The following is a 17439-nucleotide window of genomic DNA, read 5'->3' on the forward strand; positions in this document are numbered from 1 at the left end:
CGGTGGCGCAGCTTCCCGATCGGCGCCTCCTGATTGACGGAAAACCGCGCGATTGGTGTCATCTTGGGCTTGGTAGGTCCATGAGTGTGTTGGCGGTGTACACCAACGCTCTACGTGAAGTTGCTTTCACTGCCTGTTCGTTTAGGATTACTTTAAAACAGCAGGGGGAGCTATGAAGTTTTCGATTTGTGGCGTTGGTATTTTTTTCTTGTCACTGGCTGCGGCCTTTGGCACTGCAAGAGCTGCAGTCGAAACACCCCTACCAACGCTCATTGGAAAATTAGCGCAGAAAGAAATCGTGTTTCAGTTTCTCTCCGAGAATGAGATGAAGAGCCAACAGGACCTTTACGGGGAAGCGCAACGGGCTAAATATTTTTACCGTGCAATAGGACGAATCATTCCGTTGATCAAAACCGAAGACGGGTGGTTGGCAGAATGCAAAGCGGATTTCCACAACATCGATTGTGCAAAGCCTACTGGCTATTGGCTGTTGTCAGCCGGAAGTACGAACGAAGGACAGACCTCGCTCACAGCAAAGTGGAAGGGGGCAAAAAACGCCGCAGTTGTAGAGGTGCAATTGACGGCCGTTCAATTAGATGCAGAGCATGCCTGGAGTCAGTTGCTTGGAACTGGAGCGACAAAACTGGTGCAATTCCCGAAGAAAAACTCTGTGACTGCCGGGGTTTTGACTGACACGCGGTCACAAGCCAAAGTCCCTCAACTGATTTCAGGTTACTCCAATGAGGTAATGGAGCGTTTCAACAAAAGAATGAAATCACGCCTAGTTGCTGAAGCCGCAGCACGACTTGAAAATATTTCTTTAGATGGAAGTGAAGAGGACAGCAACGAGGTTCAGTTTCAATCCCTTCGTTGGTTGGTCTGGGGTGGAGGGGGCGGCGGTTACTACGGTGGTGCCCATGGTCTATTTGGTTATTCTTTCCAAGTGTTTGACTTGCGAACGAGTGAGCCTGTTGATGCGAGAACAGTTCTTTTCCAGCATTTGTCAGATAAAACGCTAGATCGTTACCTAGATAACTACAACGAGGCGAGGATTCCAGAGAAATGGTTAAAAAGCCAACGGGTTATCGAGTCACTGATCCTAAAAGAGGCTAGCAAATTCGATACCAAAAGTAAGTTGAATCCATTCCTAACTTCTTATCAAGTTGATAACTCTTGTGTTGAAGATTGGATAGAAAGTCTGCCTGCTATCTCGGCAGGCGACGACGAAGGGGTGATGGTTGCCAGAAAGGCTGACTGGCACCCACCAAAGCCGGAATATCGGTTCAGCTTTGAGCTGATGCCAAAGTTTGATGGGCTTGCTGTGGTGAGTAACGATTTCTCTGAGGCCGTCAGAGGTTGCAGAGGCATCATGCTAACCATTCCGTGGGGTAAAGCTCAACCCTACTTGAAGCGGCCGCTTTGATGGGAATAAATAAAGTTCGGCGGGGCGGCTACGTCGGGCCCGAAGAGTTCTTTTCCATTGCTCCGAAGCAGGTCGTCATCTTGCTCAACTGTGTCAGTCATAACTGTCTGCGAAAAATTGTGCGCAACGCACAATAACGTGACTGCTCAATAGGAAACTCTATGAACCTGAGGTTTTATCGACGGAGGGATGGTAGGGGTCGAGTTGCTATATTTGGATTTTTTTCTGCTTTGTTTTTCTACGGCATGTTTGTTCTTCAACATGGGTGGAGCACCTTTGCGGAATCTCTGGGTCTAATAATATTTGTAATTTCGGCTCTGCTTTTCAGATGGTTTTGGCTTCAAAGCAAGGAAGAGATTGAGGTCCAAACGGACGGGACGGTGATTCTCCACAGGAGCGGGTTTCTTGGCGAGGTTAGGACGGCCACTTTCAAGCTAGACCATTTTGGAGCCATTCGGTCCATCTTGGTGGGAAGTCGAAATACGACGAACCTATTGGAGTTGGTTTCGATCAGTGGTGGAGAATCGCTGCGTATTGCATTCCGTTCACCGAATGAGCGAAGCTCGTTTTTCAGTTTGGCTCCTGAACTTTCCGAGAACTCAGAAATATTGAACTTGCGTGCCCTTCTGAGCGAGAAATGGGGGCTAAAAGACGGTGGGTTTCAGGGGAGAAAAATGGCGGGCGCAGCCATAAAAGCCGGCGACTAGGCTTCGGTCACAACGTCAGGTGAGAGCCGAACTTGAGTGCCTCCTTCGTGTTGACTACGGCCGCTACACAATGGCCTTCCGACCGCTTCTGACCGGAGGTATGCGGTTAAGAAATCAAGGGCTGAGTTTGATGGGCTTCACCGCTGAGCGGGCAGGCTGACCGCAGTGGCCGGCATGCATTCCACCCGGTTCCGCCCCAGCTGTTTGGCCTGGTACAGGGTTTTGTCCACGCTGTCGATGAAGTCGGCCAGCACGCTGTCCATGCCCGGCAGCACGGTGCCCACGCCTATGCTGATGCTCAGGTGGGGGCTGACTTGCGAGCCCTCGTGGGAGATTTGCAGCTGGGCGATCATGCTGCGGCAGCGTTCGGCGATCTTCAGCGCGGACGTGGCGTCGGTCTCGGGCAGCACCAGCACGAACTCTTCGCCGCCGTAGCGGCCGACGAAGTCGCGTGCGCGGGTGGCGGCGGCGGCCAGGGTTTCGGCGACGCGCTTGAGCGTGTCGTCACCCTTGAGGTGGCCGTACTGGTCGTTGTATTGTTTGAAGTAGTCGATGTCGAGCATGATGAGCGACAGCGGTTGGCAGTTGCGCCGGGCGTTGCTCCATTCGATGTCCATGATGGCGTCGAAGCGGCGGCGGTTGGCAATGCCGGTCAGGCCGTCCTTGAAGGACAGCACTTCGAATTCCTTTTGCAGCGCAATCAGCTGCTCTTCGGTCTTCTTGCGTTCGCTGATGTCGAACATGAAGCCGACCAGGGCCTCCACCTCGCCGTCCTTGCGCACCACATGCACCACGTCGCGTATCCACACATAGCCGCCGTCCTTGGTCAGCGCGCGGTAGTCGGCCTCGTGGTCTATGCCGGCCTGCGACTGGCCGACGCAGAAGTTGAAGGTGGCCTCGCGGTCTTCGGGGTGCATGCGGTCGGCCCAGTCCTGGGCGCCCACCCAGCTCTCAGGCGACCAGCCCAGCAGCTCTTCAATCTGCGGGCCGATGTAGGAGAAGGTCAGCGTCTTCCAGTCGATGCGCCAGGGAATGGCCTTGGTGGATTCCAGCAGGGTCTTGTAAACGTTGGGATCGATTTGCATGGCGTGTGTGCGGGCGGTGGGCGGATAAAGGTCAGGAGCTTAATGCTCTTGCGTACAGATTCAACAAATTGCCGGGTTCGTCGTAGGCGATGCGCAGGCCTTCGCGCAGGTCCTGGCGCATGAGGCGGATCATCTGCTTCAGTACCTCGTCGGTGAAATGGTCGGCCGGTTCACCGGTGACTTCGGCCAGCCGCCCTGCGATGACCGCAGTGTCGCTGACCACCGGGCAGATGCGGTAGCGGTACTGGCCGCCAATGGCTTCGGGCGGCAGGTCCATGAAGCGGTTGGGCACCTGGCGGAAGAAGCTCAGCGGCAGGCGGTAGGCGTTGTGGCCCAGGATGGGGATGTCGTCCTGCACGCGTTCCTCATCGTCCAGCACCTGTAGCTTGGTCGCCATGGGCAGCAGCTGGTCCAGCTGGTATTGCTGCATATGCGGATTGCCCACCCGCACCAGGTTGGCGATCAGCTCGCCCAGCGAAGCGTGGCCGATGACGGCGGCGCGCTTGGGCAGGCCGCCCCAGGCGCCGTCGGCACCGTTCAGCAGGGCTTCCAGCACGGATGCGTTTTCAAAGCCACCGCCGGCGTGCATGTGCACCACGAGTTTCAGCGGTGGCGGCAAGAAGCTACGCGCGGCCGCCACATAGGCGCCAACCTGGAACGGCATATAGGTGCCGCGGTCGTCCTCGATGCTTACGCCTTCTATGGGTTGCTGGGCCAGCAGCTGCAGGATGGAGAAGGTGGTGTCCGGGTCTTCGGCCAGGGCGTCGCAGCCGTCCACGATGTTGATCAGGATGCGCGGTGGCCCGCCATGGTCGCCACGGATGTTCTGCATCAGCCACTGGATGCTTGCCGGCAGGCTGCGCTCCAGCGTGGCCAGGTCGTAGCCGGCGGACTGCATGCCGGCCGGGCTGAGGTAGATTTCGTGCAGGGTGTTGGGCACGCGGTAATCCCTGAGCTTGAGCATCGACGGGTCGGGGGTGAAGACGCCGTCCGGTGTCTCCAGGCCCAGCGCGGTGAAGGCAAAGCAGCCGGTGGTGTCGATGGCGTGGTCGCGCAGGTAGACCATGAAATCGTCGTCCACCTCCAGGTCTTCGGGCATGGAATAGTCCAGCGTGCCCAGGTGGATGTTCTTGAAGCCGAACTCGCGCAGCTTGGGCAGGATGGCTAGCTTGTCGCGCAGGGTCTGGCCCACGCGTGAACCCACCGGGTTCTCGCGCAGCGACAGGTCGATCAGATAGGGGTCGATGTTGCGCAGCTGTTCGGTTTTATGCCGGGCGGCGGCGAGCAGGCTGTGGGCGTGTTGCAGGGCAGGGAGCGCAGAGGACATCGGTGCGTGGTTCCTTGGGTGGCAGGGACGTAGGGAAGAGGGCTGGCGCAACATTTAACCATTGCGGCATGGCAGGGTCATGACCGCCCCCAGAACAATGCCAGGTAAAGAAGCGCGGCCCGCGTCGGAATGGCGGTGAAAGCAGGTAAAAAGGGCGGATGTTTGATCGTGTGTTGAAGCGTTCCCTGGCCTGGGGCCTGGGACTATGGTGGAGTGTTTGCGCCGTCGGTTTGCAGGCGGCCGAGTTAGCCAATGTGGGCAAGGGCGCGCTGGTGCTGGATGTGTGCAAGATCCATTTGCCAGGCGATGCCTTGCGTACCTTCTGGCGCGGGCCCGATGGCCAGACTCTTGCCGGCCTGCCGCAGGTGGACGGCTGGCTGCGTACCCGTAGCGAGCGGCTGCTGTGCGGCAGCAATGCCGGCATCTACGGCAAGGACCTGCGGCCCATCGGGCTGTATGTGGAGGACCGTCAGGTCTTGCGCCGCCTGAGCACCCGCAAGGACGGCTATGGCAACTTCTACCTGCAGCCCAACGGTGCCTTGGTGCTGACCGAGCAAAGCGCCACCATCTGGGAAACCGATGCGCTGGCCACTGTTTGGGACCAGCTGGCGCCCAGCGTGCGCTACGCCACGCAGTCGGGGCCGATGCTGTTGCAGAACCGGCAGATCAACCCGCTGTTTACCCCCGGATCGGACAACCGCCTGGTGCGCAACGCCGTGTGTACCCGCACGCCACAAGAGGTGGTGCTGGCCAAGAGCCGCTACCCCATCAACTTCTACGACTTTGCCAACACGCTGCGCGACAGCCTGGGCTGCCAGGACGCGCTGTACCTCGACGGCTCCATTTCCGAGCTGTTCCCGCTGGAAGGCGGGCTGGGCGCGCCGCTGGGGCCCATGCTGGGCGTGGCCGTGCCGCTCAAATGAACAACTGGAAATTTAAGGAAATAGTGGCTCTCGCGCAGATGCTACCTGCGGCAGCAGCTATTAATTGTGTAGCGTTTTGCGTACCCAGGCCTCGAACTCCGGCAGCGGCAACGGGCGGCTGAACAGATAGCCCTGGTAGGCGTGGCAGCCGTGGCGGGCCAGGAAGTCGCGCTGGGCCTCGGTCTCTACCCCTTCGGCGATCACGTCCACGCCCAGACTGTGCGCGAGGTTGATCACCATACAGGCGATGGCTGCGTCGTTCGGGTCGGTCAGCAGGTCTTTGACGAAGCTTTGGTCGATCTTGATTTGCTCCAGCGGCAGCAGCTTGAGGTGCGACAGGGACGAATAGCCGGTGCCGAAGTCGTCCAGCGAGAAGCCCACGCCCACGCTTTTCAGCGCATTCATCTTGGCGCCGACCTCGGTGATAGAGGCCACCAGCAGGCTCTCGGTCAGCTCCAGCTTCAGGCGCTGCGGGTTGGCGCCAGTGTGGCGCAGCACGCTGAGCACCTGGTCCACAAAATCGGGCTGGCGAAACTGCCGTGGGCTGACGTTGACCGACAGCGTCAGCGTGGCCAACTCTGGAATGACGGCCCACTGCGCCAATTGCGCACAAGCCGCGTGCAGCACCCACAGGCCCAGCGGCAGTATCAGGCCGGACTCCTCCGCCAGCGGGATGAATTCGGCCGGCGACACCATGCCGCGCTGCGGGTGCAGCCAGCGTACCAGGGCCTCGGCGCCGGTGACCTGCAGCGAGCCCAGCATCTGCGGCTGGTAGTACAGCTGGAATTCGCTTTGCGCCAAGGCTTCGCGCAAGCCCATCTCCAGTGCCGAGCGCGCATGCACCACGGCCTGCATTTGCGGGTCGAAGAAGCACAGGGTGTTGCGGCCCGCCGCCTTGGCCTGGTACATGGCCATGTCGGCGCGTTTGAGCGGCTCCTCCAGCCCCTCGGGCTGGGGGCCGAACAGGGTGATGCCCAGGCTGGGCGTGACGTGGTAGCGGGTGCTGCCCAGCAGGTAGGCCTGGTTGAGAGTGGCCAGGATTTTCTCGCCGGCCGACCGCGCCTGCTGGGTGGCCAGGGGGGGCTGCGCGTCCAGGTCGGCCAGCATGACCACGAATTCGTCGCCGCCCAGGCGGGCCACGGTGTCGCTATCGCGCACGCAATCTATCAGCCGCTGGGCCACCTGCTGCAGTAGCTGGTCGCCCATTTCGTGGCCGTAGCTGTCGTTCAGGGTTTTGAAGTTGTCCAGGTCGATGAATAGCAGGGCACCATGGCGGGCGTGGCGCAGGCAGGCAGCCATGGCCTTGTCCAGGCGGTCCAGCAGCAGGCGCCGGTTGGGCAGGCTGGTCAGCTGGTCGGAGAAGGCCAGGTGCTTGGCCTGGGCCTCGGCGTCCTTGCGGTCGGTGATGTCGATGGAGATGCCGCCCACCGCATCCAACTGGCCCTGGCGGTTCTGCAGCGGAAATTTGATGGTGTAGTAGCAACGCCGGCCGTTTGGCGTTTCGGCCCAGCCTTCGTTGACCCGTTGCTGGCCGCTGTCCAGCACCTGCTGGTTTTCCATGGCGTATTGCTGCGCCAGGGTGACGGGGAAGACCTCTTCCATGCGCCGGCCCACGGCGTCGGCGCGCGGGGTGGCAGTGTCGTATTCCCACTGGCGGTTGACCAGCTGCAGGTGCTGATCGCGACCGGTGACGTAGATGGATACCGGCGCAAAGTCCAGCAGGTTGCCCATGAAGATCTGCGTCTCTTGCAGCTGCAACTCGGTACGCCTGCGCGCCGTGATGTCGCGCCAGTACACGATCACCACCTGCTGGCCGGCGGCGGTGAGTGGGGTGGACACATAGCGCTCCAGGATGCGGCCGTCGTGCAGCTCGAACTCTTCAGGCTGGCCGGGTGTGCCCAAGTACGGATGCAGGTCCTCAGGTTCTGCCTCTGGCGAACGGATCTGTTGCCAGCAATGTTGCCGCAGCTCGGCCGGGTTGAGCCGCTGCAGCATGTCCGGCGGGATGGACCAGATCTGCACGAAGCAGGGGTTGAAAGCCACCAGTTCACCCTGTGGGTCGATGGCGGTTGCGCCGTCTGGCGATGCGTCCAGCATGGCGCGCAGCAGGGCCAGGGCGGCGTGCGGGTCGGCCGCCGTTGGCGCGGTGCTGTCTGCCAGGGCCGCAGTTAGCAGGTCATCCAAGGGGTGCATAGGCCGTGGGCGTTGGGAGGCCAGCGGTGTGGTGCTGGCGGGCGGGGTCACAGGGCAGGCAAATATGCCCGCAATCTACCTGCAACTGCCAACGTTGACCAGGGGCGCGTGCGGGTGCGGCGTTGCGGGTACGCAGCAGCGGCCAGGGGGATTTAAGCGAAACAGGCTTCCAGCGCAGGTTGAACGTGCGCATGGCGCTATTAAATACGTAGCGTTTGGGATGAACCATGGACGCTACCGGGCTGCCGCGCGCTAGCGTGTGTTGCCGGGCTTGGACGGCAGGTTGAGGTTGATCTGCGTGAGCCTGACGCGGACCTTTTCAGCCGATATCGCGCCTTCTACTTCCCGCAGGTTGACGAACAGATCGCCCTTGCTGATGAGGACGTGGCCCACGGTGTAGGGCTTGTCTTGAAAGCGCACCTCGGTGCCGGGCTTGAGCAAGGGCATCCACAGCGTGGGTGGGTCCAGAAACGGGGCCTTGACGGGTACCGGTGCCGGTGCTGGAGTGGCGGTTGGCGCGGCCGTGGGCGCAGTGACCTGGAGAGGCGTGGCTGGGGCTGCTGGCGTCGATGCGGGGCTGTCAAACAGTTCGTCAAAATCGTCGCTCAACTGCAGATCTCCCTTGTCGATGGCTTGAGGTTCATACGCTGTATCGGACCGGCGCTGGGTAGAAAGGTTCATACCTGTTCTACCCGCCTCGGGCCCGCTATGCGTAACTCATTGTATCGACGCCACGCAAATCGCCCGCCTGTGCGCAGGCTAAGCCAGGTGTTTTAACAGGGCTTTGGCCACGGGCTCGGACGAGGCCGGGTTTTGGCCCGTAATCAGCAGGCCGTCGGCCACCACATAGGGCTGCCAGTCGGCCACTTTGGAGTAGCTGCCGCCTCGGGCTTGCAGCATGTCTTCCACCAGAAACGGCACGACCTCGGTCAGGCCTACGGCGGCTTCTTCGGTGTTGGTAAAGCCGGTGACAGCCTTGCCCGCGACCACCGATGTACCGTCGGCATTCTTGGGGTGGCGCAGTACGCCGGGCGCGTGGCATACCGTCGCCACCGGCTTGCCGGCGGCCAGCATGGCCTCGATCAGGGCGATGGATGTGGCGTCTTCGGCCAGGTCCCATAGCGGGCCGTGGCCACCGGGGTAGAACACCGCGTCATAGTCGGCGGCCGATACGCTGGCGAGTTTGTGGGTGCTGGCCAGCACGGCCTGGGCGGCGGCATCGGCCTTGAAGCGTTCGGTGGCCGGGGTTTGCGCGCTGGGGTCGTCACTCTTGGGGTCCAGCGGTGGCTGGCCGCCCAGGGGTGAGGCCAGGGTGACGTCCACGCCCGCGTCCTTGAAGACGTAGTAAGGCGCAGCGAATTCTTCCAGCCAGAAGCCGGTCTTGCGGCCAGTGCTGCCGAGTTGGTCGTGCGAGGTCAGCACCATCAGAATTTTGCTCATCTTGTTTCCTTGTATTGGTGGGGTGGAGTTAGTCGTTGGCCACGTGGATGACCAGCTTGCCGAAGTTCTTGCCTTCCAGCAGGCCTATGAAGGCATCGGGGGCGTTTTCCAGGCCGTCCACGACGTGCTCCTTGAACTTGACCTTGCCGGCAGCCAGCCAGGGGCCCATGTCCTTGGCGAACTCGGGGTAGCGGTGGCCGTAGTCGTCGAAGATGATGAAGCCCTGCATGCGGATGCGCTTGGTCAGCACCGTGCGCATCAGCCGGCTGCTGCGGTCTGGTCCGCTGGGCAGTTCGGTGGCGTTGTACTGGGCGATCAGGCCGCACAGCGGCACGCGGGCCTTGTTGTTGAGCAGAGGCAGCACGGCGTCGAACACTTTGCCGCCCACGTTTTCAAAGTACACGTCTATGCCTTGCGGGCAGGCTGCTGCCAGCTGGGCGGCCAGGTCGGGGCTGTGGTGGTCTATGCAGGCGTCAAAGCCCAGTTCTTCCACGGCCCAGCGGCATTTTTCTGCGCCACCGGCAATGCCCACCACGCGGCAGCCCTTGAGCTTGGCGATCTGGCCCACGGTGGCGCCCACCGGGCCTGTGGCGGCGGCCACCACCACGGTTTCGCCAGCCTGGGGCTGGCCAATGTCCAGCAGGCCCATATAGGCGGTAAAGCCGGGCATGCCCAAAATGCCCAGGGCGTAGGAGGGCGGTGCCAGTTTCGGGTCCAGCTTGGTCAGGCCCTTGCCATCGGACACGGCGTAGTCCTGCCAGCCGGTATAGGCCAGTACCCAGTCGCCTTCGGCAAAGCCGGGGTGCTGGCTGGTTTGCACGCGGCAGACGGTGGCGCCGACCATGGTGGCGCCCACGGCCACCGGTGCGGCATAGCTGGGCGCGTCGCTCATGCGGCCGCGCATATACGGGTCCAGCGACAGGTAGACCGTGCGCAGCAGCACCTGGCCCGGGCCGGCCACGGGTACGGGGCCGCTGGCCAGGTGGAAGTTGGCGGCGGTGGGCGCGCCGTGTGGGCGGGATGCCAGCTGGATTTGGCGGTTGGTAGTGGTGGTTTGGCTCATGTTCTGGGTTCTCCGGGTGGGGGTTTACAGTGCGGCTTCCAGGATACGGCGGCTGATGGCGGGCGTGATGTCACCGTGTTCGCTGAGCTGGGTCATGCCGTGGTCCTGCAGCTGCTGCACCACGGTATCGATGGCGTCCGCGCCCAGGCCGTAGCCGCTCAGGCGGGTGGCGATGCCCATGCGCTCGAAGAAGTCGCGGGTCTGGGCGATGGCGGCGGTGATGCGTTCATCGTCCGTGCCGGTGTGTATGCCCCAAACGCGCTCGCCGTATTGCAGCAGCTTGTCGCGCTTTTGCACGCGGCGCTCTTCCAGCATGGCGGGCAGCACGATGGCCAGGGTGCGGGCGTGGTCGATGTTGTGCAGGGCGGTCAGCTCGTGGCCCACCATGTGGGTGGCCCAGTCTTGCGGCACGCCGGCGCCGATCAGCCCGTTGAGTGCCAGGGTGGCGGCCCACATCAGGCTGGCGCGGTCGTCGTACACCGGCGTGGGCGCGGCCAGCAGGCGTGGGCCGATCTCCACCAGGGTCTGCAGCAGGCCTTCGGCAAAGCGGTCTTGCACCGGTGCGTTGACCGGGTAGGTCAGGTACTGCTCCACGGTGTGGACGAAGGCATCGACCACACCATTCGCCAGCTGCTGGGGCGGCAGGGTGTAGGTCTTGGTCGGGTCGAGTACCGAGAACAGCGGGAACACCTTGGCGCTGCGGAAGGGCAGCTTGGCACCGACGTCGCGCCGGGTGATGACGCCGCCGTTGTTCATCTCCGAGCCGGTGGCGGGCAGGGTCAGCACCGCGCCGAAGGGCAGGGCCTGGCCGATGTTGCGGCCGCGCTGCAGCAGGATGTCCCAGGCATCGCCTTCGAACAGGGCCGCAGCGGCGATGAACTTGGTGGCGTCAATTACCGAGCCGCCGCCCACGGCCAGCAGGAAATCGAAGCCCTCGGCCCGGATGCGCGCCACGGCCTGCAAGGCGGTGTCATAGCTGGGGTTGGGCTCGATGCCCGCAAACGTGCTGTGCTGGCGCGTGCCCAGGGCCTGGCGCACCTCGGTCAGGGTGCCGGTTTTTTCGGCACTGGCGCCACCGACCAGGATCAGCACCTTGGCGCCGGCGGGCACCAGCTTGGCGATGTCGGCAATGCGGTCCTTGCCAAAGACGATATGGGTGGGGTTGTGGAAGTCAAAGTTCAGCATGGGGGCCCCTTGTTTTTAGAACGAGTAGTTGTAAATAGACCGGTCGGCTAGTTGGGCCGGTGAAAAAATGATGGACATGCATGGCTCAGGCGGTGCGTGGGCCCAGCAGCAGTTCGGTGCTGCGGGTGGCTTGGTCAAACGCGCTGCCGTCACGGCGCAGCTTGGACAAAAGGCTGGCGCCCAGCCATAGCGCGTACAGGGTTTCGGCGGTGCTGGAGGCGTCCAGGCTGGCGGGCACGGAGCCGTCCAGCCGGGCTTCCTCCAGGCACAGGGCCAGGCGTTTTTGTACGCCGTCGGCGCCTTCGCGCAGGGTCTTGCGCATGGGTTCAGAGATGTCGGCCACTTCGGCGCTGAGCTTGACGATCAGGCATTTGGGGCTGGACGCAGGCTCTGTGCTGTCGCCCACGCCGCATTGCGTGACGTTCCAGTACGACCAGTAGCGCATCAGCCGGGCACGTGCCGGCGTGCCGTCGGGCCGTAGCAACGCGTCCAGCTGCTGCAAATAGCGCTCGATATAGCGCGCCAGCAGCACCTCGCCAAAGCGTTCCTTGGAGCTGAAGTAATGGTAGAACGAGCCCTTGGGCACGCCCGCACTGGCCAGTATCTCGGCCAGGCCCACGCCCACGAAACCCTTGCTGGAGATCAGGCGTTCTCCGCAGTCGAGGATCTGGTTACGGGTGGGGGAGGCGTCGGCAAGCATGGGTTGGATTGTGGATCAAGTAGACCAGTCGTCTAGTTCGGGTGCATGAAAAACCCGCCATAGAGGCGGGTTTTAGTGGAAGGCTTTTGCTATGAAATACGTAGCTTCCTGCGCAGGAATTAATTGCGCTAGAGGCCTGTTTCGTTCCTAGTGGATGAACTTCACCGCAGCAATCGCCAGCCAGCCCAGTACAAAGTTCAGCACCACCAGGTTGTGGATTTGGCCGGCGGCGCGCGCGGCGGTGGGCCATTCGGCGGCGGCTACGGCGCGCTTGAACTTGGCAAAGCCGGCAAAGTAGATATGGCCAAACACCAGCACCATCAGTAGGCCCAGGCCGGCCATCAGGCTCCAGCCCAGGGGCAGGCCTGCACCAGCGGCGCGGGCGGCCTTCATGCTGCTGCTGTACATATGGCCACCGGTGGCCAACAGCAGCACGATGGCGCCCAGTACCAGGCGGAAGAAGCGCTGCATCACCTGCACCATCAGCCGGGCGCGCGGCTGGGCCTCCATGGCGACCAGGGCGGCGGGGCGCAGGGCGAACAGCATGAAGGTCATGCCACCCATCCAGACGATGGCGGCCACTAAATGGAGAAAGGCAAAGGCTTCAAACAGCATGGCGGTATCTCGTGGGGGAAAGCTGCATTGTGACCGCCTCCGGTCCCTGGGCCCACGGCATGCTGCTAAATCTATAGCTGCCAGCGCAGGATTTATCTGCGCTAGCGCCGGTTTTTATCCTGAAACTCAGGCGTAGGTGTTGAGCTGGGTGCCCAGGCTGCCGGAGGTGGCCAGTGTCGGTGCGGGTGCGGGCTGGGGCAGGGCGTCTAACAGGGTCTGCGCGTTGCTCTCCTGCTGGTCCAGGGCTTTTTTCAGCACGCGGATGTTCAGGCTGTCGGACGCGGGGGCTTGTGCGGCGGCGGTGGCCGACTGCACGGCCGTGGTGTTGGCAATTCCCATGGTGCGGGTCTCCTGGCGGGGCGTAGAACGCGGTTCCTGGTTATCGGCGGTTTGCGGGCAGTCTGGAGTCGGGATTTCCCGTTTTTATGAAAAAATGGCTGTGGCGTACGTATTAACTGCGCAATCAGCTATTGAATACATAGCAACTACCAGGCTGTTAGCGCCTGCAAAAGTTGCTGGCGCGTGGCTGGCGGGGCAAAGCTGGCTTCGATGGAGGTGCGGGCAATGGTGCGCAGGTCGGCGTCGGTCCAGCCAAACGCGGCCTGGCAGCGCTGGTATTCACCCACTAGGCTGGCGCCCAGCAGCGAGGGGTCGTCGGTGTTCAGCGAGACGCGTACGCCGGCGCGGTATAGCCGGTCTACCGGGTGCTCGGCCAGCGAGGGGTAAACGCCCAGCAGCAGATTCGAGCTGGGGCAGATGCCCAGCGGTATCTGCCGATCCACCAGCAGGGCCACCACGGAGGGGTCTTCAATGGCGCGCACGCCGTGGTCGATACGGTCCGCGCCCAGCAGCAAGATGGCGTCGCGCACGCCCTCGGCTCCACTGGATTCACCCGCATGCACGGTGCGCCGCAGGCCGGCGGCCCCGGCGCGCTGGAAGGCTTCGGCAAAGCGTGGGCCGGTGCGGCCGGCCGCGGCTTCGTTGCCGTCTATGGACAGGGCCACCACGCGCGGATGGCGCAGCGCTACCAGCTGCTCCACCAACTGCACCGCCGCGTTGGCCGACTGGGTGCGCAGCAGGCTGATGCACAGGTTCACCGGCGGCAGACCGTCCTGCTCGGCGGCGCTCAGCCCGGCGTCTATGGCGTCCAGCATGGCTGGCAGCCGGCCATGCCAGGCCTTCCAGTGGCTGGGGTTGACGATCAGGTCGGCATAGCCCGCGCCGTTGTCGGCCAGGCGCTGGCTGTAGGCATAGGCCAATTGGGCCAGGCGCTCGGGTGTGTCGGCCAGCCCGCAGGCCCAGTCCAGAAAGTGCAGAAAGTCGCCCAGGCCCTGGAAGGCAAACAACTGATCCACAGGCCGTGGCAGCGTTACACCCGCCTGCTGTGCCCAACTTGCCAGCAAGGCGGGCTCGAAACAGCCCTCCAGGTGGGCATGTACCTCGGCCTTGGGCAGAGTGCGCAGGCGGTCTTGGGCGGTGCTGGCGGGGACGGGAGACGTATGCATACGGCATCTTAGAGCGAGTTCAAAGTCTTTTGGGAGGCCCAAAAAAAGACTTTGAACAGGTTTCTAGCCGTGGAATACCCGCCTACTGAAGGACGGCGCAAGAGCAGGGGAGCCCCTAGAATGAATGTATTCAAAAGTAAGGAGTGCGCATGGAAGCTTCTTATGAAGAGTTGATCGCGCAGGTCTTCACATTGCAAACCACCTTGGACCATGTGGGCGCTTATGTCTATGCCAAGGATTTGCAGGGCCGCTACACCTACGCCAACAGCATGGTGTGCAAGCAGTTCCGTTGTCGCCTGGACGAGGTGGTGGGCGCTGCGGACGACAAGTTTTTCGATCTGACGGTCCACAACCAATTCATGGCCAATGACCGCCACGTCATCGCCACGGGAGAGAAGGTCGAATTGGAAGAGGTCACTCTGGCTAAGGGCCAGCAGCAGCCCACGATCTGCTGGTCCGTCAAGCTGCCGCTGCGCGCACCAAGTGGCGAGATCGTTGGTCTGTGCGGCATTTCTACCGACATCACCGAGCGTCGACGCCTGGAGAGTACGCTGATGGCCCAGAAGACGCTGTTGGGCACGGTGCTGAATAATTTGGAGGCTCTGGTCTATATGAAGGACCGGCAGCGCCGTTATTTGTACGCCAATATCAACGCTGCCGAGCTGTTCGGTCAGACGCAGGAGAGCATCGTAGGCCTGACGGATGCGCAGATGATTCCCCCGGAGGAAGCGGAGCGTTTCGGCGTGATGGACCAGCAGGTGTTTGACAGCGGGCGTAAATCCACCGGCGAAGAAACCTTGGTGGACGCCGACGGCGTGACGCGCCATTACTGGTCCATCAAGGTGCCCATCACCAACCACGGCGTGGTGGACGCCTATGTGGGCATCTCCACCGACATCACCGAGGTCGTGCGGCTGAAAAACCAGTTCCGCCTGCTGGCCAATACCGATGCACTCACCGGCATCCTGAGCCGCCGGCATCTGCTGGAGCGGGCCGAGCAGGAGCTCAAGCGCGTGCGCCGCGCGCAGACGCAGATCGCGGTGATCGCCTTTGATATCGACAACTTCAAACTGGTCAACGACGGCTTCGGCCACTCGGTGGGCGACCGCGCCATCGTCGCCGTGGTGCAGGCTTGCCAGCGCAATCTGCGCGAGACCGACCTCTTTGGCCGCATCGGCGGCGATGAATTCGTGGTGGTGGCGGTGGATTCCGACCTGGCGGGTGCCCTGGCTCTGGCCGAGCGTATGCGCCAGGGCGTGGAGCAGGCGCTGTGCTTGTCCAACGACGGCAGGCCTGTGCGACTGAGCTCCAGTTTCGGCGTGGTGATGTCCGAGCCCGATGCCACGTTGGATGAGTTGCTGACCCATGCCGATGGCATGCTCTACCGCGCCAAGCGTGCCGGGCGCAACCGTGTATGGCATTTGCCCAGCGACCCGCCATGAAAACCCTGAACCTGGTGGGCGCGGGGCGCGTGGGCCAGACCCTGGCACGCTTGTGGCGACAGCAGGGCAGCTTCGCCGTACAGGACGTGCTGACCACCTCTTTGCAGCGCGCCGAGCTTGCCTGTGCCTCCATTGGCGCGGGCCGGGCGGTGGACAACCCGCAGGCCCTGCGCTCCGCCGATGTGTGGATGCTGGCCGTGCCGGATGCGCAGATTTCCGCCGCAGCCCAGGCGCTGGCGGCGGCCTTGTCTGCCAATGCCACACCTGCGCTGGCCTTCCACTGCAGTGGGGCCTTGGGCCATGGGCTGCTAGCACCGCTGGCTGAGCGGGGCTGGCAGACGGCCAGTGCGCATTGCATTCTGAGTTTTGCCTCGGTGGACGCGGCCGTGGCCCAATTTGCCGGTACCGCCTGCGCGCTGGAAGGTGACCCGGCGGCCTGCGAAATTTTGCGCAGCGCCTTCACGGCCATTGGCGCGCAATGCTTTGGCGTGGCCACGGAGCACAAGCTGCTGTACCACGCTGCGGCGGTGTTTGCCACCAACTTTCTGCCGGTGCTGCAGAGCGTGGCCGAAGACGCCTGGCGTAGCAGCGGCGTGCCGGCGGAGCTGATCCCAGGCCTGCGCCGCATGTTGCTGAACAATGCCGTGGCCAATATCACCGCGCTGGGTCCAGCCGCCGCGCTGACCGGGCCGGCCGCGCGCGGCGACACCGCGGCCATTGCCCGTCAGGCGCAGGCCGTCACGGCCTGGGACGCCCAGGCCGGCGCGGCCTATGAGGCGTTGAGTGCGCTGGCTTTGCGGATGGCCGGTAAAACCTAGAGCCCCAGTACCACCATCAGGCGGCTGGCACAGGCACGCAAGGGAGCGCAGGGCGAGTGCAGTGCAAACTCCAGGCAGCTGCTGGCGTAGCCACGGTCATGCATCAGCCGTGCGGGGTCTATATCACGGCCCTGGCCAGCCATCAGCCATTTGAAGTCCACCTCCAGCAGCAGGCCGCTGGGCGATGCCCCCGCCGTGCCGCTGTCTAATGTCATCGTGTCCGTATACATAAAAGCTCCGCCGAAAATGAGGCTGGCTGTCCATTTCAATATAGGCAAGGCCATGCAGAACAAGGGCTGGAATAAAGCCCTGGATAGGCTGTATATGGGGCCTTATTTACATAACGCATCAGGCACACAAAGCGGCTACGTGAAACAAACGTGAAACAATATTGCAATGCCAAAAAATGCACGTAAATCCCTGTTTCTGGTCGTTACCGGCCTGTGGCTGGCCTTACCTGTACTGGCCCAACTACCGCAGCGCAATCTCACGGTAGAGCTGCGCCAGATCGACGAATCCGCGGCCTACACCGTCAGCACCCAGGCCACCAGCGCCCCGTTGGTGGCGCAGCAGGTGCAGGTGCGCAATGGCGAAAAGGCCACGCTGCACATGGGCCAGACCGTGCCCATCCGCTTTGTGCAGTCGGTGGTGGGGGGCAGTAGCAGCCAGTCGGGCAGCAGCGGAACCGGCAGTAGCAGCGGCGGTGGCGTCAGCTACGGCATGGTGTGGATGCAGGCTGGCCAGAGCATGGCGGTGCAGCCGCGCTGGCCCGGTGGCAAGCAGCCGGTGGCGGTGCAGATCGAGGTCCAGGCCGCCAGCGTAGAGGCGCCCACGGGCAATGCCGAGCTGCCCAGCCAGTCGCGCAGCCAGATGGCCACCACGGTCAGCGCGGCGCTGGGCCAGTGGGTCACGGTGGCCGCTACCGGTGCGCAGGCCCAGGCCAATAGCTACAGCAGCGAAGCCGTTGCGGAGACGCGCCGCCTGGTGCAGATCCGTGTGCTGGCGCCTTGACA

18 protein-coding genes are annotated in these 17439 nt (G+C 62.7%); 6 read left to right on the forward strand and 12 right to left on the reverse strand.

Annotated elements, in window-relative coordinates; translation table 11 throughout:
* Positions 1–172 precede the first annotated feature (172 nt).
* Entirely contained in the window at positions 173–1423 is a 1251-nt protein-coding gene (locus AC07R0_RS01095) for a hypothetical protein (protein ID WP_495103448.1), read from the forward strand.
* Between the two features lie 161 nt (positions 1424–1584).
* Positions 1585–2130, forward strand: a complete 546-nt coding sequence (locus AC07R0_RS01100) for a hypothetical protein (RefSeq protein ID WP_495103449.1) — start codon at positions 1585–1587, stop codon at positions 2128–2130.
* A 137-nt stretch (positions 2131–2267) separates the two neighbouring features.
* On the opposite strand, the gene AC07R0_RS01105 is transcribed toward AC07R0_RS01100, so the two are convergent.
* Together AC07R0_RS01105 and AC07R0_RS01110 are read right to left on the reverse strand one after the other, a co-directional pair.
* Entirely contained in the window at positions 2268–3215 is a 948-nt protein-coding gene (locus AC07R0_RS01105) for a sensor domain-containing diguanylate cyclase (protein ID WP_495103450.1), read from the reverse strand.
* 31 nt (positions 3216–3246) lie between these two features.
* Positions 3247–4542 carry a hypothetical protein gene (locus AC07R0_RS01110; RefSeq protein WP_495103451.1) on the reverse strand — a complete coding sequence of 432 codons (1296 nt, stop codon included), beginning with the start codon at positions 4540–4542 and terminating at the stop codon, positions 3247–3249.
* Between the two features lie 170 nt (positions 4543–4712).
* On the opposite strand from AC07R0_RS01110, the gene AC07R0_RS01115 reads away from it, so the two are divergent.
* Complete coding sequence (locus AC07R0_RS01115; protein ID WP_495103452.1) at positions 4713–5465, forward strand: phosphodiester glycosidase family protein; 753 nt, start codon at positions 4713–4715, stop codon at positions 5463–5465.
* Between the two features lie 60 nt (positions 5466–5525).
* Here the strand turns inward: AC07R0_RS01115 and AC07R0_RS01120 are convergent, their stop codons facing one another.
* From AC07R0_RS01120 to add, 9 genes are all read right to left on the reverse strand, one after another.
* On the reverse strand, positions 5526–7658 hold the full coding sequence (locus AC07R0_RS01120) for a putative bifunctional diguanylate cyclase/phosphodiesterase (protein WP_495103453.1): 2133 nt from the start codon (positions 7656–7658) through the stop codon (positions 5526–5528).
* Between the two features lie 252 nt (positions 7659–7910).
* A complete protein-coding gene (locus tag AC07R0_RS01125; RefSeq protein ID WP_495103454.1) occupies positions 7911–8339 on the reverse strand; it encodes a hypothetical protein in 429 nt (142 codons plus the stop codon).
* Positions 8340–8417: 78 nt separating this feature from the next.
* Positions 8418–9098 carry a type 1 glutamine amidotransferase domain-containing protein gene (locus AC07R0_RS01130; protein WP_495103455.1) on the reverse strand — a complete coding sequence of 227 codons (681 nt, stop codon included), beginning with the start codon at positions 9096–9098 and terminating at the stop codon, positions 8418–8420.
* 28 nt (positions 9099–9126) lie between these two features.
* Positions 9127–10161, reverse strand: coding sequence for an NADPH-dependent curcumin/dihydrocurcumin reductase (curA, locus tag AC07R0_RS01135; RefSeq protein WP_495103456.1), 1035 nt, complete (start codon positions 10159–10161; stop codon positions 9127–9129).
* 24 nt (positions 10162–10185) lie between these two features.
* On the reverse strand, positions 10186–11346 hold the full coding sequence (locus AC07R0_RS01140) for an iron-containing alcohol dehydrogenase (RefSeq protein WP_495103457.1): 1161 nt from the start codon (positions 11344–11346) through the stop codon (positions 10186–10188).
* An 85-nt stretch (positions 11347–11431) separates the two neighbouring features.
* The gene (locus AC07R0_RS01145; protein WP_495103458.1) at positions 11432–12046 is read right to left on the reverse strand and encodes a TetR/AcrR family transcriptional regulator; all 615 of its coding nucleotides are present in this window, start codon (positions 12044–12046) and stop codon (positions 11432–11434) included.
* A gap of 147 nt (positions 12047–12193) precedes the next feature.
* A complete protein-coding gene (locus AC07R0_RS01150; protein WP_495103459.1) occupies positions 12194–12661 on the reverse strand; it encodes a CopD family protein in 468 nt (155 codons plus the stop codon).
* A 126-nt stretch (positions 12662–12787) separates the two neighbouring features.
* The gene (locus tag AC07R0_RS01155) at positions 12788–13000 is read right to left on the reverse strand and encodes a YjfB family protein (protein WP_495098254.1); all 213 of its coding nucleotides are present in this window, start codon (positions 12998–13000) and stop codon (positions 12788–12790) included.
* Between the two features lie 146 nt (positions 13001–13146).
* Complete coding sequence (gene add, locus AC07R0_RS01160; protein WP_495103460.1) at positions 13147–14166, reverse strand: adenosine deaminase; 1020 nt, start codon at positions 14164–14166, stop codon at positions 13147–13149.
* Positions 14167–14315: 149 nt separating this feature from the next.
* On the opposite strand from add, the gene AC07R0_RS01165 reads away from it, so the two are divergent.
* Complete coding sequence (locus AC07R0_RS01165; protein ID WP_495098256.1) at positions 14316–15608, forward strand: sensor domain-containing diguanylate cyclase; 1293 nt, start codon at positions 14316–14318, stop codon at positions 15606–15608.
* Complete coding sequence (locus tag AC07R0_RS01170) at positions 15605–16426, forward strand: Rossmann-like and DUF2520 domain-containing protein (RefSeq protein WP_495103461.1); 822 nt, start codon at positions 15605–15607, stop codon at positions 16424–16426. Before AC07R0_RS01165 ends, AC07R0_RS01170 begins: the two co-directional genes overlap by 4 nt.
* Here AC07R0_RS01170 and AC07R0_RS01175 read toward each other — a convergent pair.
* Positions 16423–16641: a hypothetical protein gene (locus AC07R0_RS01175; protein ID WP_495098258.1), complete on the reverse strand. Its 219-nt coding sequence runs from the start codon at positions 16639–16641 to the stop codon at positions 16423–16425. The genes AC07R0_RS01170 and AC07R0_RS01175 overlap by 4 nt on opposite strands.
* Before the next feature lie 181 nt (positions 16642–16822).
* Between AC07R0_RS01175 and AC07R0_RS01180 the strand changes: the two genes are divergently transcribed.
* The gene (locus AC07R0_RS01180; RefSeq protein ID WP_495103462.1) at positions 16823–17437 is read left to right on the forward strand and encodes a secretin GspD/PilQ domain-containing protein; all 615 of its coding nucleotides are present in this window, start codon (positions 16823–16825) and stop codon (positions 17435–17437) included.
* Positions 17438–17439: the final 2 nt, after the last annotated feature.

The organism is Rhodoferax sp. GW821-FHT07F03 (genome assembly GCF_059418745.1).